General features: G+C 41.8%; 17 protein-coding genes. 9 read left to right on the top strand and 8 right to left on the bottom strand.

Annotated features, from left to right (window positions below; translation table 11 throughout):
* Window positions 1-148 precede the first annotated feature (148 nt).
* Both BLT41_RS02005 and rlmN read left to right on the top strand, forming a co-directional pair.
* Entirely contained in the window at window positions 149-2077 is a 1929-nt protein-coding gene (locus BLT41_RS02005) for an ArnT family glycosyltransferase (RefSeq protein ID WP_092157755.1), read from the top strand.
* A 24-nt stretch (window positions 2078-2101) separates the two neighbouring features.
* Window positions 2102-3139, top strand: a complete 1038-nt coding sequence (gene rlmN / locus BLT41_RS02000; RefSeq protein WP_092157753.1) for a dual-specificity RNA methyltransferase RlmN — start codon at window positions 2102-2104, stop codon at window positions 3137-3139.
* A 60-nt stretch (window positions 3140-3199) separates the two neighbouring features.
* Here rlmN and serB read toward each other — a convergent pair whose 3' ends face one another.
* Window positions 3200-4411, bottom strand: a complete 1212-nt coding sequence (gene serB / locus BLT41_RS01995) for a phosphoserine phosphatase SerB (RefSeq protein WP_092157751.1) — start codon at window positions 4409-4411, stop codon at window positions 3200-3202.
* Window positions 4412-4585: 174 nt separating this feature from the next.
* On the opposite strand from serB, the gene BLT41_RS01990 reads away from it, so the two are divergent.
* The 5 genes from BLT41_RS01990 to BLT41_RS01970 all read left to right on the top strand — a co-directional run bounded on the left by BLT41_RS01990 (window position 4586) and on the right by BLT41_RS01970 (window position 9464).
* On the top strand, window positions 4586-5977 hold the full coding sequence (locus BLT41_RS01990) for a sensor histidine kinase (protein ID WP_092157749.1): 1392 nt from the start codon (window positions 4586-4588) through the stop codon (window positions 5975-5977).
* Window positions 5978-6435: 458 nt separating this feature from the next.
* Window positions 6436-7122, top strand: coding sequence for a LexA family transcriptional regulator (locus BLT41_RS01985; protein WP_092157747.1), 687 nt, complete (start codon window positions 6436-6438; stop codon window positions 7120-7122).
* Window positions 7123-7314: 192 nt separating this feature from the next.
* Window positions 7315-8169 carry a 3-methyl-2-oxobutanoate hydroxymethyltransferase gene (panB, locus tag BLT41_RS01980; RefSeq protein WP_092157745.1) on the top strand — a complete coding sequence of 285 codons (855 nt, stop codon included), beginning with the start codon at window positions 7315-7317 and terminating at the stop codon, window positions 8167-8169.
* 53 nt (window positions 8170-8222) lie between these two features.
* Window positions 8223-8492, top strand: coding sequence for a hypothetical protein (locus tag BLT41_RS01975; RefSeq protein WP_092157743.1), 270 nt, complete (start codon window positions 8223-8225; stop codon window positions 8490-8492).
* A 6-nt stretch (window positions 8493-8498) separates the two neighbouring features.
* Window positions 8499-9464, top strand: coding sequence for a hypothetical protein (locus BLT41_RS01970; RefSeq protein ID WP_170830289.1), 966 nt, complete (start codon window positions 8499-8501; stop codon window positions 9462-9464).
* An 86-nt stretch (window positions 9465-9550) separates the two neighbouring features.
* On the opposite strand, the gene BLT41_RS01965 is transcribed toward BLT41_RS01970, so the two are convergent.
* From BLT41_RS01965 to BLT41_RS01955, 3 genes are all read right to left on the bottom strand, one after another.
* Window positions 9551-10717 carry a hypothetical protein gene (locus tag BLT41_RS01965; protein ID WP_092157741.1) on the bottom strand — a complete coding sequence of 389 codons (1167 nt, stop codon included), beginning with the start codon at window positions 10715-10717 and terminating at the stop codon, window positions 9551-9553.
* A gap of 73 nt (window positions 10718-10790) precedes the next feature.
* The gene (locus BLT41_RS01960) at window positions 10791-11387 is read right to left on the bottom strand and encodes a 3'-5' exonuclease (protein ID WP_092157739.1); all 597 of its coding nucleotides are present in this window, start codon (window positions 11385-11387) and stop codon (window positions 10791-10793) included.
* Window positions 11388-11762: 375 nt separating this feature from the next.
* A complete protein-coding gene (locus BLT41_RS01955; protein ID WP_092157737.1) occupies window positions 11763-13364 on the bottom strand; it encodes a peptide chain release factor 3 in 1602 nt (533 codons plus the stop codon).
* Between the two features lie 418 nt (window positions 13365-13782).
* On the opposite strand from BLT41_RS01955, the gene BLT41_RS01950 reads away from it, so the two are divergent.
* The gene (locus tag BLT41_RS01950; protein WP_092157735.1) at window positions 13783-14757 is read left to right on the top strand and encodes an SAM-dependent methyltransferase; all 975 of its coding nucleotides are present in this window, start codon (window positions 13783-13785) and stop codon (window positions 14755-14757) included.
* Window positions 14758-14763: 6 nt separating this feature from the next.
* Here the strand turns inward: BLT41_RS01950 and BLT41_RS01945 are convergent, their stop codons facing one another.
* The 4 genes from BLT41_RS01945 to BLT41_RS01930 form a co-directional block, all read right to left on the bottom strand.
* Window positions 14764-21171, bottom strand: coding sequence for an ATP-binding hybrid sensor histidine kinase/response regulator (locus BLT41_RS01945; protein WP_092157733.1), 6408 nt, complete (start codon window positions 21169-21171; stop codon window positions 14764-14766).
* 140 nt (window positions 21172-21311) lie between these two features.
* A complete protein-coding gene (locus BLT41_RS01940; RefSeq protein WP_092157731.1) occupies window positions 21312-22277 on the bottom strand; it encodes a nickel/cobalt transporter in 966 nt (321 codons plus the stop codon).
* Window positions 22274-22912: a DUF1007 family protein gene (locus BLT41_RS01935; RefSeq protein ID WP_092157729.1), complete on the bottom strand. Its 639-nt coding sequence runs from the start codon at window positions 22910-22912 to the stop codon at window positions 22274-22276. Before BLT41_RS01935 ends, BLT41_RS01940 begins: the two co-directional genes overlap by 4 nt.
* A gap of 121 nt (window positions 22913-23033) precedes the next feature.
* On the bottom strand, window positions 23034-23615 hold the full coding sequence (locus BLT41_RS01930; protein WP_092157727.1) for a TetR/AcrR family transcriptional regulator: 582 nt from the start codon (window positions 23613-23615) through the stop codon (window positions 23034-23036).
* A 273-nt stretch (window positions 23616-23888) separates the two neighbouring features.
* Between BLT41_RS01930 and BLT41_RS01925 the strand changes: the two genes are divergently transcribed.
* Window positions 23889-24188: a hypothetical protein gene (locus BLT41_RS01925; protein WP_092157725.1), complete on the top strand. Its 300-nt coding sequence runs from the start codon at window positions 23889-23891 to the stop codon at window positions 24186-24188.
* Window positions 24189-24210 lie beyond the last annotated feature (22 nt).

The raw sequence follows: 24210 nt of genomic DNA, 5'->3' as shown, positions 1-24210 counted from the left end.
GGATAAGGTCTAAGTTCTTAACTAACCTATGATGCTTATTTAATCCAGTGCCACGCTTTTCGACTTGGCTTGGAAAACTTGATAGAGCTTAAGCCCCGCATGGGAATTTCTTTTTTTAAGATTTAAATTATTTTAGGAACACATATATATGAATTATGATTCAAAGCACGGTTCTGACGATTTCTGTCAAAAAAACTGGAAAATCCTTTTAGGCTTACTACTACTTTTCTCATTTGCAGTGTCTTTTTACGGGATATGTCTTAACTATTTTTATGATATTGATGAACCTAAATATGCCCGTGCTGTTTATGAAATGTTTTCGCAGGGTAATTTCCTTGCCCCTATGTTCGACGGTATGCCCAGAATGGAGAAGCCGCCGCTTACCTATTGGGTGATGTATCCTTTTGCCTGGCTGGCTTCGTTGAAAGGTTTCAGCGGCAATACTCTTTTCCTTTTGAGAATACCGACGGTTATTTGTTCAATGCTCATAGTACTAGGTACTGCTTTTACCGGAAGAAGGCTGTTCGGTGCAGCAACAGGGTTGCTTGCGGCCGTGATGATCCAAAGTTCGGTGCTTTTTAAATTTATGTCAGTAATGATGAAGGTGGACGTTGTGTTCGCCTGCTGTGTGACATGGGCTACTTACTGTTATTTGCTGAGATATCTTGGAGATAAGCGCAAAGTTGTTTCTATCGGCGGAGCAGTTGTTACAGCTTTGGGAGTTCTTGCAAAAGGGCCGTTCGCATTTCTCCCGCTGGCTGGATATGTTCTGGCTGTCGGCATCAGGCATAATGTCCGCGCGAAGCACGAAGCGGGACAATCCGCTTCCTTTTTATCGTCCATGAATTTAGGCGGGATTATTACTGCCAAGTGGAATGATCGCAAAATTTTAATGATCTGGTTTCTGGCCGGATGTATACCTTTCGGACTTTGGCTGTATGCAGCATGGATGAGCAGCGGATTTGACTATTCACAAGGATTGGTCGGGCAGTTTTTCCACAACACTTCAACTTCAAGTTCAAAGCTGGTTGATAAGCTTGGACGGCTTGATCCTTATCTCGATACTCTGACCGTAATTTTCTTCCCTTGGGGCGGGTATGTATTCGGGGCAGTGTTTGGAATTTGGAAATCTATTAAAGAAAAGTATGACGAAAGATATGTTTTTATGGTCTGTGTTTTTCTTGTATATCTTTTAACTTTCACATTGCTGTTCAAACTCAAGTCTAACCGTTATATGCTGCCGGTTCTTCCGATACTTTCCATTCTTGTTTGTGACTGGCTGGTGAATGCCAAGCGGGATAAATCATATAGAACGTTCTTTGAAATGGGCTTTATATGGCTTTGTTCCATGGGGGCGATGCTTTCGTATCGATCTTTCAAGGCTATGAAGGTTTCAGTCAACCTCGCAGACGGCGTTCCGGTTGAACAGTACATGGATACCATGGTTCCGTTTTTCCTTGCTTTCGGATGTTTTTTTCTGATTCTGCTTGTGGTCAGCATTAAGCAGACCGAACGTCCGGCTTTGCATATAATAGGCGGTGCTTTGGCTATTGTTGCAGTTATGCCTTTCTATTATAGAACGTTGCCGTCATATGTTTCTATCAGCGAGAACAAACCTCTGCCTATCATGGGGCAGGCTTTGACCGACGGGCTTAAAGAAATAACAGAAGGGAACACACTTGTTTTGCACAGGCCCTTTTTTATCAAGGCTTTTCCTGATGTTGTTTACTTTTTGAAAAAGCTTGATAACGGTTCCGGCTGCATGTACTCGCTCGGCTCAAGTGCTCATCCTGCTGAAATGCTGCAAGCAATTGCAACGCCTGAGAAGGCGGCAGATCTCTTTAAAAAAGAGCACCCGGATGCTGAAAAATATCCTGCCTATAAGTATTTTAAAGAAACAAAATTTGATAGCGCGGTCATGCTGCTAAGTTCTCATGATTATATTGAGTTTTATAAGTTTTTAGAGACACTTCCACCAATGATTAAAGATATGGTAGTAGTTGAAGAAATGAATATGCTTTCTGTTAAGTGGGTAGATACACAGATTCGGATAGTCCGGTTTATTCCAAAACAATAAATTTAAATAATAAGATATTACATTATGATTGATATACTGAGTCTTGATTACGAAGAGCTGGAAAAATTTATTTCGGTAGAACTTAAAGGTCCTAAATTCAGAGTTAAACAGATTTGGCAATGGCTGTGGCAGAAAGGCGTGGGTAGCTTTGATGACATGACGAATATTGCCAAGGGACTTCGTGAAAATTTAAAAAGCAAAGCTGTATTGCATCATCCTGAAGTTGACACTGTCCAGACAAGTAAGGACGGAACAATTAAAATTTTGTTGCGTCTTACTGATGGAGCACTGGTTGAAACCGTTCTTATTCCTATGGAAGGTCGTTACACTCAGTGTCTTTCAACGCAGGTTGGCTGTGCTATGGGATGCACCTTCTGTAATACCGGACTTATGGGTTTTGAGCGTAATATGACCATGTCCGAAATTCTCGGTCAGGTCTTAGTCGGCAGGGCGTATTTACATAAAAAGAATCTCAATCCGCTTAAGAACTTAGTTTTCATGGGTATGGGCGAACCTTTGCTGAATCTCGATGTACTTATCAAGTCGCTCAAAACTTTGAATAATCCTGACGGGCTTAGTTTTGTGCCTCGTCGTATAACGGTTTCTTCGGTGGGATTTATAAAGCCGCTTGAAATTCTGGGTGAATCCGGTTTGACTCTTCCCGCAATATCCCTGCACGCTCCGACTCAGGAATTGCGCGCAAAAATTATGCCTAAAGCGGCGCAAACAGATATACACGAACTGCTTTCGGCAATGGATCGTTATCCGCTTAAGCCTCGTGAACGGGTTACGTATGAGTATCTTCTTCTCGGCGGAGTTAATGACTCGATTGAGCATGCCAAGCAGCTTGTGCGTCTTTTAGGGCATCGTAAATGCAAAGTGAACCTTATCGCTTACAATCCGGGTGATAAGCCTGTTTATAAAGCTCCTGATCCGGCACAGGTTTTGGCCTTTGAAAAATATTTATGGGATAAAGAAATTACCGCAACCATCCGCAGATCAATGGGGCAGGATATTAAAGCCGCATGCGGGCAGTTGAAAGCGGATAGAAAAGACAGTTAAAAAAAAGCCTCTCAAATAATTTTGAGAGGCTTTTTTTATTAAGATTTTGTTGAACAGATATTAATCCGTTTCACGATCGCGAAGGCCGACTAAATATAGAATTGAATCAAGCCCGAAGTGTGAAATGGACTGGCGCGCATCCTGCCTGACTTTTGGTTTGGCATGGAAAGCAATGCCGAGGCCCGCAATTGAGAGCATGGGCAGATCATTCGCTCCGTCTCCCACAGCAATTACCTGCTGAAGACTGATTTTTTCTTTTTTTGCAATTTCAGTGAGCAGTTCGGCTTTTTTGGGACCGTCTACAATGTCACCGATGACATTACCGGTCAGCTTGCCGTCGATTATTTCAAGCTCGTTTGCGTATATGTAATCAACGCCCAGATGTTTTTGGAGTTTTTTCCCGAAATAGGTGAATCCTCCAGAAATAATAGCTGTTTTGTACCCAAACTTTTTCAGGTTTGAGATAAGGCGCTCGGCTCCCTCTGTGATAGGCAGGGTTTTAGCGATATCCTCCATCACAGCTTCGTCCAGTCCTTTGAGCGTTGCCAGTCTCTGGCGCAGACTTTCTTTAAAATCTATTTCGCCGCGCATGGCTGCTTCGGTAATACGGCTGACAACCTCACCGGAACCGGCGGCTTTTGCCAGTTCGTCGATCACTTCAGCCTGAATAAGTGTCGAGTCCATATCAAAAGCGACAAGTCTTCTGTTGCGGCGGAAGGCGTTGTCTTCCTGCAAAGCAATATCAACTTGTTCCTCAGTTGCCATGGTCAGGATTCTTGCACGCATTAAGTCGGGATCAAGCGGAGTGCCACGGGCGGAAAATTCAACACATGCATGCCTTGGAGCAGGTTCTCCGTTCATGGGGATTCTGCCGGACAGTCGATGGATGAAATCTATATTGAGGCCGTTTTCAGCTATAATGTCAGATACTTTTGAAATCAGACGCCCAGTCGTTTTGTTTCCGACCAGAGTAATGATATGTCTGGGCTTGCCCTGTGCGTCGACCCATTCTTTGTATCTATCGCTTTCAATGGGCTTAAATTTAACATTAACACCCAGCTCATAACCTTTAAACATAAGGTCTTTGAGTACCGGAGCGGATTCTGCTTCGCGAGGCAGTCTTATGAGAACTCCGAGTACCAGTTGGTTGTGGATTACAGACTGACCGATATCAAGGATATCAATGTTGTAGCCCGCCAGAACTTCTGTCAGAGACGAGGTCAGGCCGGGTTTGTCTTCACCGGATATTTGAATAAGGATAATTTCAGGCATGTTCATTCCATGTTGATCAGGATGGCGGACTTTCTCATAAAATCAGTCTGCCGTAAATAACATGAGACTTCATCTATAAAAAAAGAGTAGTTCGGCTTGCTCCTTTTCTGTCTGGGCCGTATAGTATCACAGAGTAGTTTAACGTCCCTCCTTATAGACCCGCAGGAATAAGTTATGAATGATGCAAAAAAAAGTGCTGATGTTTATTCAATTAAGACAAAAGATGCACTTGGTGTCGGTGTACACCTGATTTCGGAGGTTGGGCCGGAAGAACTGTTAATTATACAGCGCCGTGTTCATGAGAAAATGGATGATTACAAAGGTTACAGCTTTTCTACGGTAGAGAAGCGTGCTTTGATGATATTTTTTGATTTAGCTCAGGAATTTGATAAGCTTGAAGAGTTTTTCACTGTATGTACCTCGGTTCCTAAAGTCCTTTTCGGTGTTGATTGCAGGCTTTATATTGCAATTGGAAAGGACGAGTTTGTTCCGGTTGGCGGCACAGAAGCTAAATCTCCGATTTGTACCTCTGTGCCTCTTGAAAAAGAGTTCAAGGGGGGTCATCTTTTTATTCCCATCCGCGGAAACCATGACCTTATCGGCCAACTTGATTTTAAGCCGTCCGGAGATGTTATCGGTTGTTTTGAAATTTATAATTTTAATGATCTTTCAGATCATCAGTCACTTTTTTTTGAAAAATTTGTTAACCGTATCGGTTTCCAGTTGCATAGCAAGCTTTTGCGTCGCAAAGGGCAGGAACATCTCGAATTTGTCCGTAATCTTGTTAAAGACGTAGGGCATAACGTTATTGTTCCTAATATGTATTTTAAATTGTTTTATAATAGACTTAGAGACCGTATTGAGAACATTCAGAAGCTTAGTGATGAACTGGATAGCAAGTCTTCCGGCGAAATTAAAAATGAACTTAATACGCTGTATGCCGGTTTGGTTTCTCAGTTTAATGAAATTCACAGTCATTATGAGCAGACAAGTTTATTTCTTGAAACTTTACTTAGACGCAGACATTTTGAAGAAGGGCGCTACATAGTTGAGAAGAGGCCGTGTAACCTCCTTAAGCAGATAATCGAGCCGCAGTTGGAGCGGTATAAATCACGCTTTGAGGAGCGGGGAATCAGGATTGATATGAGCATGGGAGGCGTGCCTGATCGTGAAGTGCGCATTGTTGCCGATGTCGGGTTGATCTCTCAGGTTTATGCGAATCTTTTTTCAAACGCGGTTAAATATACCCGTGAAGTCGTTTTGCACAATGGCAGTCATGACAAGTTCACCGCATACGGGTGGGATCATCTTAAGAAATTTTTTGAAAATGGATGGGATGGTTTAAAGCTGAATGTGTTTACTTCCGGTCCTCCTCTTTCTTTAGAAGATAGTGAAAAGTTGTTTCAAGCCGGATTTAGATGTGAAAATACAGGAAGTGAATATGGTTCCGGGCATGGTTTGTTTTTTGTAAGGCAGGTTGTGGAGCTTCATGGGGGAAAAGTAGGATATGAAAGCGGTGAACGTGGGAATAATTTTTATTTTATTCTTCCTTTTGGACCGGAATAATACATTTCAACTAAGACCTGTTGAAAGTTCTCATGTAGAATAATTTTTTTGGCAGAGGATTATAAGCTCTTAGATTGTTAAATTCAGAATATTGAGTTTTTTTCTTGAAAATTGCAGCGCCCGATTTTTATTTATATTTATTTTTTCCCAAAAAATATTTTGAAAACAAGTTTGTTGAATTTGTTTTATTGTATAATGTAGGTGTTGCTGCATGATTTTCGGTGTTGGAGAATATATTTAGTTGTCCTTCATATGGGTGCCTATATAGGTTCATTTTTAAGCTCTCTCAAAATATCGCGTTTGTGTTGGTTTTATTTGTTTGTGTACGGGGTGAGAAAGATTATCACTTCATACATATGAGTTGCGGTTAATCGGTTTTATAGTGTACCTGTGCATTATCTTTTTCGGAAACACAGCCAACTCCAGATAAATAGCCTGACCCGTAGGAGGATATATATATGTCTAAATGGTTCGACGAAACATTAGAAAGAATTAAAAAAGCAACCGGAACAAGAACTCAGGTTCAGCTGGCTGAAATTTTAAACATCAGGCAGTCAAGTATTTCCGATGCTAAAAGACGCAGTTCTATTCCTGCGGAATGGTATATTAAATTATACAAAACTCATGGATTGAATCCTGAGTGGCTTTCCGATGGTGTTGAGCCCGTATATATGAAGCCGGGTAAAGGCAAAATTTCAGCTGATAATATTCTGAGCGAAACAACCGCACAGTACGGACAGGTTCCGTCAAGAGGAAGGGTTGTTCCTGTTTCTTCAATGGCCGGCGAAGAGTCCGGTTCTGAACAATGGGCACCGCAACAGGTCGGGGAATTGAATATCCCTGAGACATTTTACAGACCTTCTATGGTTGTTCTCAAAGTAGAAGGTTCTTCAATGGAACCAGCCATTAGAAGAAATGCTTTTGCGGGAGTCGACGAGACTCAGAAGCGGCTTATGGCCGGTGATATTTATGCTGTCCACGTTCCTTATCAGGGTGTGGTCATCCGCAGAGTCTTTTTTGATCCTGAAAATTCACGCTTTATTTTACGCCCGGAAGACCCTCAGCATCCCGAACTGTACATAGCTGTTCAGGATCAGAATAAGCTGGTTGTCGGACGTGTTGTCTGGGTTATGCAGGAAGTTTAGTTCTATTTTATCAGTATCTTTTAAAAGACCCGGATTTTCCGGGTCTTTTTTTTTGCTTTGTGAACTTTTTCCTTTAACTTGACGATTAGGCTTGCTCTTGCTCAAGTGACTTCGCTTCTGTTAATTTGGAATCTTTTTGATTATAAGTGCGCCCCTGTGCGAGATCATTAAATTTATATATGAGGTCATGGTATGAAAAAAGTTACAGCTCCTGCAATCATAGACTTGAAAGGTAAGAGAAAAATCACAGCAATAACCGCTTACGACTATTCTTCGGGACAAATTGCCGACGCTGCGGAAGTGGATATGATTCTTGTCGGAGATTCATTAGGGATGGTTGTTCTAGGTTACGAAGACACTCTGTCCGTGACTATGGAAGATATGCTTCATCATACGGCGGCTGTTTCCCGCGGGGCTTCAAGGGCGCTTATTATCGGAGATATGCCTTTCATGTCTTACCAGCCCTCTGTTAGTATGGCGGTTGAGAATGCCGGAAAATTTTTAAGCAAGACGGGCGCGCGTGCCGTTAAGCTTGAAGGCGGGTTTCCTTTTCTTGAGCATGTTCGCGCAATTGTCAGTTCCGGCGTGCCTGTACAGGGACACATCGGCCTGACTCCTCAGCATGTTGCCCGGTTCGGTGGATTTAAGGCTCAGGGCAAGACTGCCCGTTCGGCAGCGGCTCTTGTTGATGAAGCTCTTGCGCTTGAAGCTGCCGGATGTTTTTCCATTGTGCTTGAAGCCATTCCCTCTGAAGTTGCGCAGGAGATTACGAATCGTGTTTCGATTCCCACAATAGGCATCGGGGCAGGACCTGATACAGACGGGCAGATTTTAGTTTATCACGATATTTTGGGCCTTTTTGATAGATTTGTACCTATGTTTGTTAAGAAATTTGCTCAGCTTCGCGGTGAGAGTATCGGCGCGATAAAGACTTATTGTGATGAGGTTTTTGCAGGGGAGTTCCCGGGAAAAGAAAACTTTACTAATATGAATGCTGACGAATTGAAGATATTTAAAACTTTGCTTATGGAAAAAAATAAGAATTAAGCGTTCGGTTGCAACTGTAGTTTCTTGCACTTTTCTTAAATATGGAGGTTGTTATGGCAATTGCAGTTTTTGATATTGGACTATCTGTGGAAGCGGTTTCTCTTTTTCTTATGATTGAAAGCCTTGAAGGCGGCAAGATAGATGCATCACAGAATTGCACAGCTCCCCGTCAGGTTGTCACCACTAAGAACTGTCTTGAAAAGTGGAATGCTGATGAAGGCGATTTTCATAGTGCTGTAAAGGAACTTGTCGCGCGGAATGTTATTTCTGATGCTCATTCTGAATTCAAAATATTAAGTTCTGATGTATGGATAACAAAGTAGGTTTAATTGTCTTTTTCTCCTGAAATTTTATGGAACGGGCTGGGCTGGCCTCTGGTCCGGCTCGTGATGTTTATCAGTATTGGTCTTTTGGTCGGGAATATTCTGGAAGGGCTTCGCTGGACAAGGGCTATGGGTAAAGTTGCCACTCCTCTTATCCGCATGGGAAGGCTTAAAGATATCAGCGGAGCCAGCTTTGCTTTGGCTTTCTTTTCAGGAGTTGCCGCTAACTCCATGCTTTCGGAAGCTTATGATAAAGGTGAAATATCTGATAAGGAATTGGTTGTTTCTAACCTTTTCAACAGCTTACCGACTTACTTTCTGCATATGCCCACGGTCTTTTTTATAGCCGCTCCTTTTATCGGGCGGGTTGCTTTTATTTATGTCGGGCTGACGCTTCTCGCAGCATTTCTTCGTACCGGGCTGATTATCCTGTGGGGCCGCATGTCACTTTCTCCGGAAGGATGTTGCGGCAGTATTTCAGCAAAACTGAAAAGTCAGGAACCTCGTGATTTAGTTGCTGTCGCGTCTACTGCATTAAAGAGACTGCGCAAAAGGTTGCCACGTGTAATTTTTATTACAGTTCCTATTTATACGGCATTTTTTTTCTTGCGCCATTACGGCGTGCTTGCTTCTTTTCAGACTTTTTTAAGCGAACACCTGAGCTTTCTATCGTGGCTTAATCCGGAAATTTTCGGAATAGTAGTCTTTAGTCTGGCGGCTGAGTTCACGGCCGGACTAGCCGCGGCGGGCTCTCTTCTCGGGGCAGGTACGCTGGGGCCTCGTGATATTGTTCTGGCGTTGATGATCGGTAATATTTTATCAACTCCTATGCGGGCGTTGCGTCATCAGCTTCCATATTATGCGGGAATTTTCAAAGGCAGAATGGCTTTGAAGCTAATTATCTACAATCAGGCATTGCGAGCTTCAAGCTTGTTTGTTGTCGGGGCTGTTTATTTTTACGTGACAAGTTAGATTTTTGTCTGAAATGGAAAAGAAAAAGCCTATCTCTTTTTACAAGGGATAGGCTTTTATTATTTAAGAAGTAGTCTAAGTGCCGTTTACTCTTTGAATCTGCAACGTCCGTTCTTGGTACACTGAATTTTGCCCAGAGTTGCGCCTGTCTGAGATTTTAGCATGCATCTTTGATAAGGGCTGCCGGAATAAGCATAATAGCTGTTGAGAGCGCTATAGAAGCTTTTTAAAGACTTTCTGGATTTCCCTTCAATGGCTTTATCGTCAAGTGTGACAAAAAGAGTTGATCCTCTTAGAATATTTTTTAGAAACAGTTTTTCACCTGACGATGTCTGAATGTTTAAAAAATTGTTCAGTCCACGCAGTTTGGATTCATATGAATCAAGCTTGCTCGTATACAACGTTGAGGCTGGATTCAGTTTCTTGAGAGCTTTGTAACCATTTATATTCTGCTCAATACGATAGCTTGGAATTGATTGAACATAATTCATCAAAAGAGTTTCTTCGGTATTGCCCAGATTCTGTTGATATTCTGCGGGGCAGGAATCTCCTTTGCGGTTCAGTTCAGAATCATAGAAAAACAGACAGAGTTCTTTTTTAGGTCTGGGAGTAATTTTTTCAACTTTATCAAGAAAAGCTAAAGATGTTTTTTGAGGAGTGTCATCATCTGTGATGAAAAGATAAACATCGCGGTTAATTTTCAGATCGCGAATATTTTTATCTTTAGCCGCTTCTCTAAGGCATTTTTTGATAAAGTTATTTCTGGTTTTTTGAAGGTCACTGCGTTCTTTATAGTGCTCCACCCGGGCTGCGTAATAACTGTTGAGCGGGAACAATTCTGCCAGTCTAGTGTACCCTTTAAGGTTTTCATCAACCTGAACAGGGCTGAGTGCGTAGACATGTTTATACAACAGCTTTTCAATATCAGCGTTGCTCAGGTTATCGGCAGTTTTTGTTTTTACAGAAAGGAGGTTGCTGTTAAATACGGCAATGGGGAATGAGTTGAAATCACACCCTGTAGAAGAAGTGCGACTATGAAGAGCTGTAATGCGTGAAGCAATTTTAATGGATTCAGCTTTATCTGAAGTTGCCAGTATTGTGAGAAATTTGCCGTTTTCCTGAATAGTCGTTTGAACGCCGGGAATATTAGTCAATTCCGTTTTCAATAAATTGTCACAGCCGTCCTGCGCAAATGCGGAGGTTGCGGTGAGCAAAATAAAAAACGCTATAATGACGGAAAATTTACCTTTCATTGTAATGTGAGACCTTACTTCGGGGTGTTTTGATGCCCGTTTTTGAGAGTTGCAAGTCCTACAGAGAGTGGGGTTAAAGAGCTCCCATTTCCTGAAATTTTAAATAGATTTCTCTGCTTACCCATGCGTCGGTCGCTGCATACGTGATTTGCTGCGGAGAGAGATCTTTGCGCCCCCAGTTAGAGCATTGAACTCCTTTGGAAATGCGGAAGCCGAGCAGATTGGCAGCAAGATTGCGAAGTCCGTTAGTCTGCATTTCAAGAGATCTTGCAAGATCCCCCAGATCAACAAATCCTTTTGCTTCAAAGTGAGAAACTTGTTTCAGCTCTTTTACATCATTTATAACTGCAACTCCGGTTTTAATAATATTGGCGGAGGAAAGCAGTTTTTTTATTTCGATTGATAGCGGAATGTGATTCAGGTGCAGAAGGTAAACACAGTTGGCTGTCGCAAGCTGAATCAGTGATGGAGGATACGAAAGCCCTTTGCGGAAGACGGGTCTGGTTTCTGTGTCAAATCCAAGTAATCCTGATTCACTTATTTCAGCGATAATTTCAGGAATATTTTCTTCACAATCAATAAGCTTGATAGGTCCTTCGTACTGTCGCAAAGGAAGCTCGTTGATTTCCTCTTTGGTAAATTTTTTTTTATATTTTTCAGGTAATTGCATAAGGTTGAAGGGTCTGTTCCTGACGGTCGGTTTATTAGTTCCTGCCGGACCGTGATTTGTCAGGCTTAAAGAACCTGAAAGATCACGGTTCGGCAGGATATGGTAACAAAAAACGGCTAATTTTAAGTCGCATACAGCCAAAGTTGTGTTAAATACCGAGCAAAAAATATTTCGCAGATTGTTTGTCTGCTGTAACTTTTTGTTCTTTTTTGCTTTTTGCGCTGCCTCTGATATCCGAGTTTAATTGTATTTAACGAGGATAACGAAGTTAGAGCTTTTAATAATCACCTAGTTGGATATTAGCCTATGACGGCTTCGTCAACCCCGTGTAACAAATTTGATGCTTATATTTTTATGCGGGGTTGATTGTGAAGGCTATTGATGCTCTCTCGTTTTTTGGAAAGAGATCTTCGGCCATTCTTCTTCCGCCTGTTGTAATCTCCACTGACTGGGGGCAAGAAAGGTCAGATTGTCATCTCCGTCAAGAGCTACAAAGCGTGGATAACGCTTTTTAATTCCTTCCAGTTCTTTAATGTCGTCACTGGAAAGCCATCTTGCCGTGTGAAATTCTACTGGTTCGTAAAGTGCTTCAACGCTGTACTCACCTTTCAGGCGGGACATGATTACTTCGAACTGGAGTAGCCCGACAGCTCCGAGAATATTATCGTTGTTGCCCAGGGGTTTGAAGAGCTGAACAGCGCCTTCTTCCGCGAGCTGATGCAACCCTTTATTTAGCTGCTTGCTTTTCAGCGGATCTTTAAGACGAACTCTGCGAAAATGTTCAGGGGCAAAGTTAGGTATTCCGGTAAATTTCAATTCGTCCTTCGAAGAAGTAAAGGTATCACCGATTTTGATGGTTCCGTGGTTGTGAACACCTATGATATCGCCGGGCCATGCTTCTTCAACTCCTGTACGGTCCTGAGCCATGAAGATGGTTGCATTGGCAATTTGAAAATCTTTACCGATGCGATGATGGCGGACCTTCATTCCTCGGGTAAATTTACCCGAACAAATGCGCATGAACGCTATGCGGTCACGGTGCGCGGGGTCCATGTTGGCCTGTATTTTAAAGGCAAAGGCTGAAAAATCGCTTTCAAATGGCGAAACCTCGCGGGTTGTGCTCGCTCTGGGGCCGGGGCATGGAGCCAGTTCAACAAAGGAATTCAGCATTTCCTGAACACCGAAGTTGTTGATGGCACTACCGAAAAATACAGGAGTCTGCTTGCCTGCGAGATAGCGTTCTTTATCAAACGGGTAACCGGCGCCTTGCAGCAGATCCAGTTCTTCGCGTAGTTGATCAGCCTGCGATCCAAGCAGTTCATCAAGGCGCGGACTATTCAGATCAGTTATGACTTCCCCTTTTTGAATAGAGCCGCCGTGAGTTGCAGAAAAAAGGTGAAGTTCGCCTTTATGCATATTGTATGTTCCTTTGAAATCTGAACCCATACCAATGGGCCAGCTCAACGGAGCGCACTCAATTTTTAAAGTTTCTTCGATGTCGGAAAGCAGGTCAAAGGGATCTATTCCTTCGCGGTCCATCTTATTAATGAAAGTAATGATGGGAGTATCGCGCATGCGGCAGACTTCCATCAGTTTTTTTGTCTGATTCTCAACACCCTTTGCGCAGTCGATAACCATAAGAGCGGAGTCTACCGCTGTTAAAACACGGTATGTATCTTCGGAGAAATCCTGATGGCCGGGAGTATCAAGCAGATTGATCTCATAATCGCGATAATTAAATTTCATAACAGAAGTTGTTACGGAGATGCCGCGTTCCTGCTCCATTGCCATCCAGTCGGATGTTGCGTGGCGGTTTGCTTTGCGGGATTTTACTGTTCCCGCCATCTGAATAGCTCCACCATAAAGGAGCAGTTTTTCAGTTAAAGTTGTTTTACCTGCGTCAGGGTGGCTGATGATGCCGAAAGTGCGTCTGCGCTCAACTTCTTTTTTGATGATTTTATCTACTTGTTCCTGCATGAGAATATGTCCTTTACCGGGCTTTTCCAGTGTGACTTTTGATTATTTTTTTTAATAAAACCCTTGTCTTTTTCAGGGTCTTGAAAGTCCGTATCAGGATTAGCGCAAAGGTCAAGTGCAAGTTTTTGCTCCGTCGGTGCAAAGTATAGCTCAATTTTTGCTTTTTAGATTGCTTTGGTTTATTTGTTAGCAGCTGAAATATTTTACTGAATTCGTATTTTATTGAACTGTAATTGTTTTAAAATGGTTGTAATATTACTTCATTGTATTCAAACTGTGATCCGGTTTGAATCTGTTTCTTGAGAAAAAGACCTGCCAGATGATGTGATTTGTGGAAATGGATTTAAAATCAGGGTATACTTAAGTAGTATCGTCAGAAGCAGGAATCCATTTATTATTTTAGTCGGGGTATTTAGCAATGATTCAAAAAGCCAGTCTCCGTTTGTTGCAACGTCAGGCAATGCCGACAACGGTTCTTTCAAGTGATATTTACAGGAAAACTTCACTCCTCAATGATATTGAAGAGGCGGGGGACGCAGGCACCGAATTAGACGGGCCATTGCTGCTGAATATCCTCGTGAAATTTTTTCATGCTTATGTTTATCCGGGGTCGCATGAAAGAGTGCTTACTCTTGAAGAGATATCATTGATTTTTGATCAGTTTGTGCACCGCAGGCTTGGAAGTGATGTTCTTGAAGGATGTTTAGATATTCGCAAGACATTGCTTTCATACGGGTTTGCTTTGTGTATGCTGGCCGATTTACCCAAGAGTGCGCATATTTTTAAAGCTATTGCAGAAGGGGCTACAACTTTAGACGGGGATACTTTTACGGGGCTTGATATCGGCTCTGGAACTGGTGTTTTGATGCTTGCAATGAGTGTTTTTGCAAAAAGAAATGGTTTTTCAAGTACTTCTTTGGTCGGAATAGAGCGCAACCAGATTGTAGCTGAAAGAACAAATGAAATTATGGGAAGAATGGGGTTAGGTAATATTATTGTTGCTGATGCCAAAAAAAACGACACTTACGGATTTCTTGAAGATAAAAAAATTCATTATGTGACTAATGAAACTCTGCCGAGCGTTAACAGAAGCCTTTGGAAAGAAGATTTTATTTTTATATGCAAAACTCTTTATGATGGTTTTTATTCTCAGATAAAGAATGCTAATTTCTTCCCGGACTCTGTTTTAGTTGGGCGGAGTTCAACAGATATGCTTACGGTTTTGAACAGTGGTAACGGTTTCCAGTTGGAAAGTGGCGATTATCCACTCAGGCTTATGAAACCTTATGCTATCAGTCTTTCAGGAAGTATGATTCCTTTGGAATCCATAGGGCATGCGTATGAGAAATATATACCGGAGGTTTGGAAAACAGTTCTGACTCGCCGCTGGTAACAGTAGTTATTTTTCGAGGTAATCTTCGAGGGTCGAAATTAATTTTTTCTTTTTTATCGGCTTTGCCAAGTGATCTGTACATCCGCAATTTATACATTTCTGGGCATCTTCCAGAAAAGCGTTTGCGGTTAATGCTAAAATTGGAGTTATCTTTTTTTTGTTATCCAGTTCAAATTGCCTGATAGCTTTGGTTGCTTCGTACCCATCCATTATGGGCATCTGGATATCCATAAGAACTAAATCGTAGTTTCCGAGTATAAATTTTTCCAGTCCTTCCTTGCCGTTCTCTGCCATAGTAATCTGGTAGGGGCTTTCTTTCAGATACAGATCCACGACCCTCCGATTGTCTTCGGAATCTTCAATCAGAAGAATGGAAGCCTCCTTTTCCCTGAAGGAGTCTGCCCGGTTTGTTTCATTTTCAAAGTTAAGATCAAAGTCATTCAGGTCTTCAAGTGTTTTTTTATCTGAATCTGATTCATTGATTTCATTTGCGATAGTTCTAGGCGATATTGGTTTATGAATATACGAAGCCCCGAGCTGTCTGGCTCTTACCGTTGCTCTGGGCACAGGTTTGGATTCCATGATCATGATCAGTGACCAGCCTTTGCATAAATCTTTTTTCAGAGTTCTTAAGACATCAAAACTATTTGCATCCCATGCCGGTTCTCCAATTATAAGAGCCTTACGGCTGCTTTTTGCAAGAGACAGCTCCGCAGCCGTTGTTGTCGCCTGATTCATCGTTTCGGCAATGCTAACGGATGCTCCTAAATCGGTTAGGGCGTTTTTCAGATATTTTCTAGATGGATAATTTTTATCAATTAATAGAATTGAGATTCCGTTCAAGGGGAGAGATTTATGTTGATTCTGTGGAAAGGTAAGCTGCATTGTAAAAGAAAAGGAAGAACCTTGGTCTTTCTGACTGCTGACGAATAGTCCGCCGCCCATACATTTAACCATTTGCGTGCAGATTGATAAACCAAGTCCTGTTCCTCCAAACGTTCTGGTTGTGGAGGAGTCTGCCTGAGAAAAAGTATCAAATATCTGATTCATTTTTGAGTCCGGGATGCCTATACCCGTATCCTTTATGATAATTTTGAGCATTCCTGTTTCAGTTATAGATGCTTCGTAAGTGACTGAACCTTGGTCAGTGAATTTAAGGGCATTTCCTATAAGGTTTACGAGAACTTGTCTTATTCTGGTGGGGTCTCCGTTAATTGTTTTAGGCAGTTCGGGTGTAATATACCAAGATAGGTCAATACCTTTGGTTTGTGCTCTCAGTGCGAAGATAGAGCCTATTTCCTCGAAAATGTCTTCCAGTTCGAAGTCTATTTTTTCAAGTGTTATCTGTCCTGCTTCGATTTTTGAAAGGTCTAGAATGTCGTTTATGAGCAGGAGAAGGTTCTCACCGGCATTTTTGAATATCTTTACATAGTTTTTTTGAGCTTTGCTAAGTCTTGACTCCCATAGCAGATCAGCCATTCCGAGAATGGCATTCATAGGAGTCCGTATTTCGTGGCTCATGCTGGCGAGAAAATCACTTTTAGCCTTGTTTGCTGCGTCTGCCGCAACTTTCGCGCGCTCGAGTTCTCGAGTTTTTTTCTGTTCGGTAATGTCCTCAATAACCCCTTCCATCCATTTTGTTTTTGAATTTTCGTCCAGATATAATGATGCCGTTATATTTACCCATATCGGAGTTCCATCTGTTTTTTGCATCTGGACTTCTTTGTCGCGCACGCTCTTTCCACTGAGCAGTTCGTTGAGAATTGAATAGTGGTTTTCTTGATGAATAAATAAAGATTTTATCGGAGTCATATGGAAGCTGTCCCAGTCTGAATAGCCGAACATTTTAGCTAAGGCCCGGTTGCCTCTGATAAGTTTGCCTTCAAGACTGGCTTCAGCCCGGTATACTCCTACGTTGATGCTCTCCAGCAGTGTGCGGTACTGTGTTTCGGATTCTCTGAGATCGGAGTACAGGCTTGCATTCTGGATTGATATGGAAGCTTGAGAACAAAGCAGGTTTAATACTTCGAGCCGTTCTTCGGTGAAAACTCCGGGGCTGAGATTGTTCTCAAGATACAAAACTCCACGCATAACTTGTTGATTAATGATCGGCATTGCCAAAACAGATTTAGGAGAATGTTTAATTATGTAGCTGTCGATGATGAAAGGGCCCTGTGAACTTGCGTCCCTTAGAACAATGTTATCTTTTGATCGGAAAACGTAGTTAACAATACTTTCGCAATATGAGTTTGCTTTAGGGGTAGATTTTACTTGTGTCGATATTCCGTGTTTGGAAACTTCAGCATGAGCGACCAGTTCCAGCGTGTTCTTTTTATTGTTGAGAAGAAGAGATGCTTTTTGTGCTCCGGCATTTTCAATGACAATGCGCATTAATTTGTCGAGCAACCGTTCAAGGACTATTTCTCCTGAAATAGCAAGAGAGGCTTTCATTACAGCGGAAAGATCTAAAGAACATGAGTTTTTGGTATTGCAACGGGCCTGCTCAGACTTTGTCTCCATGAGAGAAGCGGGTAATTCTTCCGGCAGTGAATGGTAGTCTGTTATTAATTGGTGAACCTTTGCAGAGGCTCCCCAGTTTTTATAGTGTTCGCAGGCTTCATCTATTAAAGATATCCCGGTCCGCTTACTGCCAATTGTGAAGTGAAATTTTGCGGCCAGTTCACAGGAAAGGGCTGCAAAATTATTAAACCCGTTCTCTATGCTTGTGCGGATAGCCTCTTCGTAAAGACGCAGAGCTGAGCTTGATTGCCCTGTTAAGGAATGATGCTCAGCACTTGCAAGAAGAAAAAGGTGGCTGAAGTTTTCAGGGCAATTTTGTTCCCATATTTTAAGTTTAGTCAGTGAATTTTTTATGCGTTTCTTGAATATTTTTTGTTTGGAAACTGAGGAATCGTTGTAGAGAGCGGTCATATTGATGACACTGAAAAAATGAAAAATTGGAACGTTAAGCATTCCGAATAAATATTTTTCAATATTTTTTTGTATGTTTTCAATTTGTTCAAGAGCTTGATGATTGTATCCGAAAAAAGAGAGGGTGATAATTTTAGATATTTTGGCCCAGTATTCAATTACTTCGGAGCCACTATTTTTGGCCATTCCGATGAGTTCTTTTTCATGGAAAGATTCGTCGTTTAAAAAACCGGGAGTATGGGTTGTGCCTTCAAAGCTTTTGGACATTTGCTTAATTAACTGGAGAACCCCTGTTGTGAATTGGTTGGGAGAGTTCTGAAGAAAGTTTAGGTATTTATCAGCATCCGATTTTACATCGGACAGCGAGGAGCCTTGAAGGAATTTATAGTAGACTGCAAAGTAGCTGGCATATCTTCCGTAGGTTGCATCACCGTTTAATTGTCCGGATTGAAAGGCTGTTTCGAGCGTACGGATATTCTGAGCTATCGGGACGTGCCAGTGATCGTGAGCACATCCGCGAAGGAGGTTTATTTTTGTATCTAACTCCTTGTTTTCAAACTGTTTGTTTAAGTCGACAGCGAGTTGTGTATAATTTTTAGATTTTTCAAAGGAGAAATCTTTAGCCGCTAAAAACATTGCATAAAACATATATCCAAACGCAGATGAAGGTGCGTTGCCGTATTTTAAAGAAAGTCTCAGCATTTTTAATACAATGAAAAAAACAAGCTGTTTATTGTACATGTATGCCGGAGTAATTATGTGCATTAAGAGCTTCATTATTTCCAGTTGTTCAGGATCTTTCATTTTGGGGAGATTATAAAGATCTTTGACTGATTTGTTATGAAGCAGTGTTTTTGTTTTGAGCAGTTCAGAGGTCTGGGCAAACTTGGCCGGATGTTCAGGAATGTTCATGCCGAACAATGTCAGGAGTTCAAGAGTCATTTTGACTGCTTCCTGATACTTGCTCTGATTTGTATAACGCATTATTTTAGCGAGCTTAATTTTTGAAATGTCGTGTTTGTTTGCAGCCTTTTCAAGTATGTCTGTAAAAATCTCTTCAGCATGTTTTGTCCCGCCGTTCAGGTATTCACATTCCAGCCAGTCAAGGTGCATGTCAAAAGTCAGATCGTAGTTTTTTATCCAGCAGTCCTGATTAAGCAACTGAATTCCTGTTGCAAAGTAATTTGCAGCCAGATCAAATGCAGAACTTCTTTTAGCCTTTTTGCCCGCACGTCGAAAAATGGCTGAAACTTGATACCGTTCATCTTCTTCTGTTAATTCTGAAAGGCTTTCTTTGAACTGCATTGCAACATCGAAAATGATTTCTTCTATTTTTGAATCATCGAAAATGCGCAGCATGTTGCGACCGATTTTTAAATGCAGGGCTGTTTTTTCTTGTTTCGTGAGCATGGAATATGCAGCCTGCTGAACTCTGTCGTGCATGAAGGAGAGTTGAGGAGTCCATTTGAGATCAGAACTGATCAGGTCTGCACCTTCAGGGGACTCTTCGCTTGAAAGGAGCAATCCATTGCGGAGCGCGATATTTAAAAAAGAGACGATCTCCTCTTTAGGAAGATCGGTGACCGCAATTAATGTATTCATGTCGAATTTGCCGCCTATGCATGAAGCGGTCTTTAAGATTTTCTGATCGTCCGGTGCGAGATTCTTGATTTTTTCGGCCATGAGTTCAACGATATTTCCATCCATGGAAATTTTGCGAATGGCTTTAACATCCCAGTCCCATCGGGTCTTTTCGTAGTTGAATTTTATCAGTTCAGCCCTGTAAAGATTACGAATATATTCGCGTACAAATAAAGGGTTGCCTCCTGTTCTGTTGAATATCAGTTTTGCAAGTTCGCTGGCACGTGACCGTTCTGTTCTAAAGGTTCGGCTGATGAAGCCTAAAACATGTTGTTGTTTTAGCCTGTTAAGAGGGATTGTTATAATGTTGGGGGATAGGTCTTTAAGATCCGTAAGCATATCACGGACATCGCTGTTCAACGATTGGCTGTCTCTGTATGCCCCGATAAACAAAAGGTGTGTAGTTTCTTTGTCTGCAATCAGTTCTGTGATCAGGCCGGTTGTTGAAGCATCCGCCCATTGCAGATCGTCAATGAATAGAACCAGAGGGTGATCCAGATTTGGGAAAATTTTAATAAAATTTTTAAAAACCAAGTTAAATCGGCTGCGCGCCTCCGTTAGGGGCAATTTTGCAGGTGGCGGCTGTGGCCCGATAAGCAATTCCAGCTCGGGAATGACTTCGGTAATGAGCCCCGCATTTGAGCCCAGTACTTTGATAATGCATTTCCCCCACGCATTTATTACGGGGGTTGAATTTGTTAATCTCTTACGGATTAATTTCTGAAAAGCCTGAATCAGCGCGCTGTACGGAATGTTACGTTTGAATTGATCAAATTTACCTGAAATGAACTCTCCACGAGCTTCGTCGACTTGTTTGTGAATATGATTGATGAGAGATGTTTTTCCAGATCCAGGCTCTCCCTTGACCATGACCACTTCACAACTGCCCAGAGCTGATTTTTTGAAAGCTTTCAAAAGAAGGTGTTTTTCTCCTTTTCTTCCGAACAGTCTGCGTGAAAGGGTGAATGTGTCCGAAATGTCTTTATCCCCAGCCTTGAATCCTTCAGGAAGAAAAGATTTATCACATATTTTTAAGCAGATTTTTAAATCTTGTTTTATTCCGTGGGCGGATTGATATCTATCTTCCGGGTTTTTAGCCAGAAGCTTTAATATTACCGCGGAAAGCTGTTCCGGTATTTCTGGGTTTATCATGTCAGGAATAGGCGGTTCCTGTGCAAGATGGCAATGTATGAGTTCCGATGCATCTTCTGCTGAAAAAGGAAGTGAGCCTGTGAAAAGTTCAAAAAGAGAAACTCCAAAAGAGTAAAAGTCCGATCTGTGATCAGAGTCTTCACTTATTCTGCCGCTTTGTTCCGGAGAAATATACGGAAGAAAATTATCAGGAATTAATCCTATATTTATCCGTGATGCGCTGTCCGGGAAGCGTGAGCAACGTTGTAAGCCGGTCATGACCACTTCATGCATGTCACGGGATACCGCAAAACTGTCAGGTTTAACGTTTCTATGCAGGAATCCTTTCGAGTGGACGCAGTTTAAAGCTGTCAGAGCTTTTATTGCGAGAAGGATTTTTAGTTTAAGGTCAATGTCTGTGTTTATAATAAAATTATTAAGTAAAGAGTAGCCCTTGTCTTCAAGGATGAGGGCTAGGGAATTATCTGTCTGGTGGAGAGCTATAGGATATATTGCTCCCTGTTTTCCTATTTCCAGTGAAGTAGCATATTCATTTTTTATTTCAGATAGCAGTTTGGGTGAGGGGAATTTTGAAGTCGGATATTTGATAAGGACAGTAGACCCGTCGTAATCTCTCACAGCTCTGCATAAGGAAAGTTCCTCTTCTTTAAAAAGGGGACTGACTTTTTCATAGCCGACGAGATCAATCATAAAAAACAGCTCCCCGTTGTTAGGTGACCGCATTAGATTTTTATCTTGAATATAAAGGAATCAAATTATTTTGTATCATTAATGGAGTAGGCTGTCATGAAAAGAGTGGGAATCTTGCGGACGAATCTGGCGTATTTGTTTTAGAGGTGAGAACTCAGCATGAGGGCACCGAAGGAAATAATTATCAGTGAGCCGGAAAGGGATATAGCTGTGTAGAATATTTGAGCCTTCTTCCCTCTTGCGGCACGGTCCATAAAGGATCTTGCTTTAGCGGCGGTAAGTGCAAAAATTGAGGTAGTCAAAGCCATTCCCGTTGCAAGGAAAAGCATGGCAGTCAATCCGGCCCATAAAATCCCGGAGGATAGAGTATAAACAAGAATAATTGCAGCTCCGGGGCACGGAACAAGTCCTGTTACAAACGCAACAGCAGTGATTTCTTTTAGTGAAGCGCATTTTGTCGGTTCGGAGCGGTTTTCCTGATTTCTTTTGAAGAAGGATTCGATTACGCCAAACAACATCCATAGTCCGATGAGTAAAACCAGCGCAAAGCTTGCAGTCTGCAAGTGATAGTTGAAATTTTCAAAACCGGACATTCCGCTGCTGAGAAGTAAATATGCAAGGCAGACAGCCACAGTTGCAGATCCCACATGCACGAGGGTGATGACCCAGGACATGAACACTGCTGTGTATATTGTCCCGCGGCGTGAAAGAAAGTAAGCGCAGACCACAGATTTACCATGTCCGGGGCCGACTGCATGGACAACTCCGTATGCAAAGGAAAAAAGTAGAAAAAACCAGAATGATTTTCCGAAGGAGTTCTTTTTAATGTCACGGGAAAAGACAGTCAGTTTTGCCCGTATGTCCTTTTGCAAAAGGATTACTTTTGTTATGGCAGAGTCGTAAAAACTTTTTGAATGATTGTTTTTGATCTTGGTGGAATCGGAAAACTTCTTTGCCGTTTCTGTCTTTGAGCTTGGCGACTGAACTGATTCTTTTTTTTGAGAAAGAAAAGGGTTGGTCGCAGCAACAGCAGCAGGGGTAAACGAAGTTGTCGCAGTGATGAGCATCAGGGGCAGTAAGAGAAAGAAAATTATTTTATATTTCATTTTGGGCTAAAGGTAAGAAAGGCAGCTTCAGGTGCCATTTGGGTATATGTCGAGGTTAATTCACTTGCTAAATCAACGTCTAACTGAGCAGAAGTTGTGTTTGGCAGATATTTAATCTGATTTTTATAATCTAGTTGAATGGCGGTGTAGAGGCTGTCATCATATATGGCGGCTATGACGGTGTGTTTTGTTCCTTTTTCTTCCACGCGGCACGGGATGAAAAACTCATAAACAAGAGTATTTTTTTCAATTGATGGAGTGAATTCGGTCACTTCATTGATTGTGTACGGCTGTCCATCAATTATTATAGTTGTGAAGTAATTGAAATTTTTAAGATTTACGAAAGCCCCGTTTTCAATTGCTTCTGCCTCGTCCTGAGAGAGGATGTTATTACGGTCCGTATCAAAATCACCAAGGATCATGACCGCGAACATTTCATCAAAACTCCATTTTTGCCTGACCCCTTTCAATCCCTTTGAGTCGAATTCAAAAATTAAAGAGCAGTCCACAAAAACATGCGGATGTGCGTAAGCTTGTGTCGGGGCAAGCGGAATTAATTGTGCTGTCGCAACTAAAAAAAACAATAAAAGAGTAAGGCTTTTTTTTTTAAACAGTTGCGGTGGGTCAATTCTCATGCGGCGACAATGGTAGAGGATATTGATTGTGTCAAGTTTAAGACGGCTGCTCTAAATAGAAAAGGTCTCTGCCGCATATGTACAGAGACCTTTCTTTCCGGCTGTCTTTTTTATAAAACGATTAGCGTGATCTGATACTTCTGGTAACAAATTCAGTTGTTTCTTCGTACAAGTTCGGCAGGTCGTAAGGGGACAGAAATCTGGTTCTGACCGTACCGACAATGTTGGAATAAATGATAGTGGTGGTATCGTCGATGGAGAGTTCCCTGATGGAGCCGTCTTCGATTCCCCGGTCTACACATTCGCGGATAATGTTAAGAAGTTGCTGGAATTTAAGCGCGATTCTTGTCCGGTCCATGTCTATTTGCACATCACTGAAAGGGGAGCAGCGAAGCAGGATCGGAAATGTGTTGCGATGTTTCAAAGTGTAGTACAGGTAACTTTTCATGAAGGCTGCAACACCGTCAATTCCTGAGGTAGTTTCACTGATTTCTGCATTCAAATATTCCATGAGGTCTTCTACCATGGCAATACCGGCGGTAAGAAATAGTTCTTCTTTTGATCCGAAGTAGTGCGAGACAAGGCCGAATGCCACGCCAGCCCGCTCAGAAATCATTTTAACGGTAGTTCCTGCATATCCGTAACGCCCAAAGGTTTCCTGAGCAGCGTAAAGGATAGCATCTTTTTTATTTTTACCTTTCATAGACTCTCTCTGGCAAAGTTGAGGTTGAAGGTCTTTTCAGCGATTCGATGTGTTCAATAGTATTCTTTCGTTTTCCGGTCAAATTATCTGTGTAATATCTTGATACAAAATAAGCATGTACATGATTAGGTTTGCTTAATGAGATTGAACTGTTGTAGCTTTTTTAACTGATAAAGAAAGAGTTGCCTGTTGTCTTTTGAAATTAAATGTCAATTGAATCCGGTTTTTTGTTATACTGGATCTGTTTGTTCTTAAAAATACGGAGGAATTGCTATGTCTGGGTTCAATGTAAGTGATATACCGATTTTGTTGTTGATTATAGGGGCCACAATTATTCCGATATGGTTAGGTCTCAGGTTAAGAAAAATCAAACCGCGAATTCTCTGGATAGGCATGCTGCTTTGTTTGTTGTTCGGTCCGTTGGGGCAGGTTTATGTTAAGGGCTGTATCCCGTGGATACTTATTCTTCTGGGGGTGTTGATTGGAGTGCAGCAGTTGCTTCCTCCAAACTTCGCAATGATTATTATGCTGCTTTCTTCACCGCTTGTTATGTTTTATCGGTTAAGCAGGTAGAAAAATGGCTGGTAAAATCTTT

The organism is Maridesulfovibrio ferrireducens (genome assembly GCF_900101105.1).
GTDB classification, from domain to species: Bacteria; Desulfobacterota; Desulfovibrionia; order Desulfovibrionales; family Desulfovibrionaceae; genus Maridesulfovibrio; species Maridesulfovibrio ferrireducens.
Note: the sequence above shows the minus strand (reverse complement) of the source record. Positions and strands in the feature narration are given on the sequence as shown.

What these genes read in the sequence shown, in the direction of transcription:
- BLT41_RS02005 (WP_092157755.1), top strand. Translation starts at nt 149, where the DNA reads ATGAATTATGATTCAAAGCACGGTTCTGACGATTTCTGTCAAAAAAAC.
- rlmN (WP_092157753.1), top strand. Translation starts at nt 2,102, where the DNA reads ATGATTGATATACTGAGTCTTGATTACGAAGAGCTGGAAAAATTTATT.
- serB (WP_092157751.1), bottom strand. Translation starts at nt 4,411, where the DNA reads ATGCCTGAAATTATCCTTATTCAAATATCCGGTGAAGACAAACCCGGC.
- BLT41_RS01990 (WP_092157749.1), top strand. Translation starts at nt 4,586, where the DNA reads ATGAATGATGCAAAAAAAAGTGCTGATGTTTATTCAATTAAGACAAAA.
- BLT41_RS01985 (WP_092157747.1), top strand. Translation starts at nt 6,436, where the DNA reads ATGTCTAAATGGTTCGACGAAACATTAGAAAGAATTAAAAAAGCAACC.
- panB (WP_092157745.1), top strand. Translation starts at nt 7,315, where the DNA reads ATGAAAAAAGTTACAGCTCCTGCAATCATAGACTTGAAAGGTAAGAGA.
- BLT41_RS01975 (WP_092157743.1), top strand. Translation starts at nt 8,223, where the DNA reads ATGGCAATTGCAGTTTTTGATATTGGACTATCTGTGGAAGCGGTTTCT.
- BLT41_RS01965 (WP_092157741.1), bottom strand. Translation starts at nt 10,717, where the DNA reads ATGAAAGGTAAATTTTCCGTCATTATAGCGTTTTTTATTTTGCTCACC.
- BLT41_RS01960 (WP_092157739.1), bottom strand. Translation starts at nt 11,387, where the DNA reads ATGCAATTACCTGAAAAATATAAAAAAAAATTTACCAAAGAGGAAATC.
- BLT41_RS01955 (WP_092157737.1), bottom strand. Translation starts at nt 13,364, where the DNA reads ATGCAGGAACAAGTAGATAAAATCATCAAAAAAGAAGTTGAGCGCAGA.
- BLT41_RS01950 (WP_092157735.1), top strand. Translation starts at nt 13,783, where the DNA reads ATGATTCAAAAAGCCAGTCTCCGTTTGTTGCAACGTCAGGCAATGCCG.
- BLT41_RS01945 (WP_092157733.1), bottom strand. Translation starts at nt 21,171, where the DNA reads ATGATTGATCTCGTCGGCTATGAAAAAGTCAGTCCCCTTTTTAAAGAA.
- BLT41_RS01940 (WP_092157731.1), bottom strand. Translation starts at nt 22,277, where the DNA reads ATGAAATATAAAATAATTTTCTTTCTCTTACTGCCCCTGATGCTCATC.
- BLT41_RS01935 (WP_092157729.1), bottom strand. Translation starts at nt 22,912, where the DNA reads ATGAGAATTGACCCACCGCAACTGTTTAAAAAAAAAAGCCTTACTCTT.
- BLT41_RS01930 (WP_092157727.1), bottom strand. Translation starts at nt 23,615, where the DNA reads ATGAAAGGTAAAAATAAAAAAGATGCTATCCTTTACGCTGCTCAGGAA.
- BLT41_RS01925 (WP_092157725.1), top strand. Translation starts at nt 23,889, where the DNA reads ATGTCTGGGTTCAATGTAAGTGATATACCGATTTTGTTGTTGATTATA.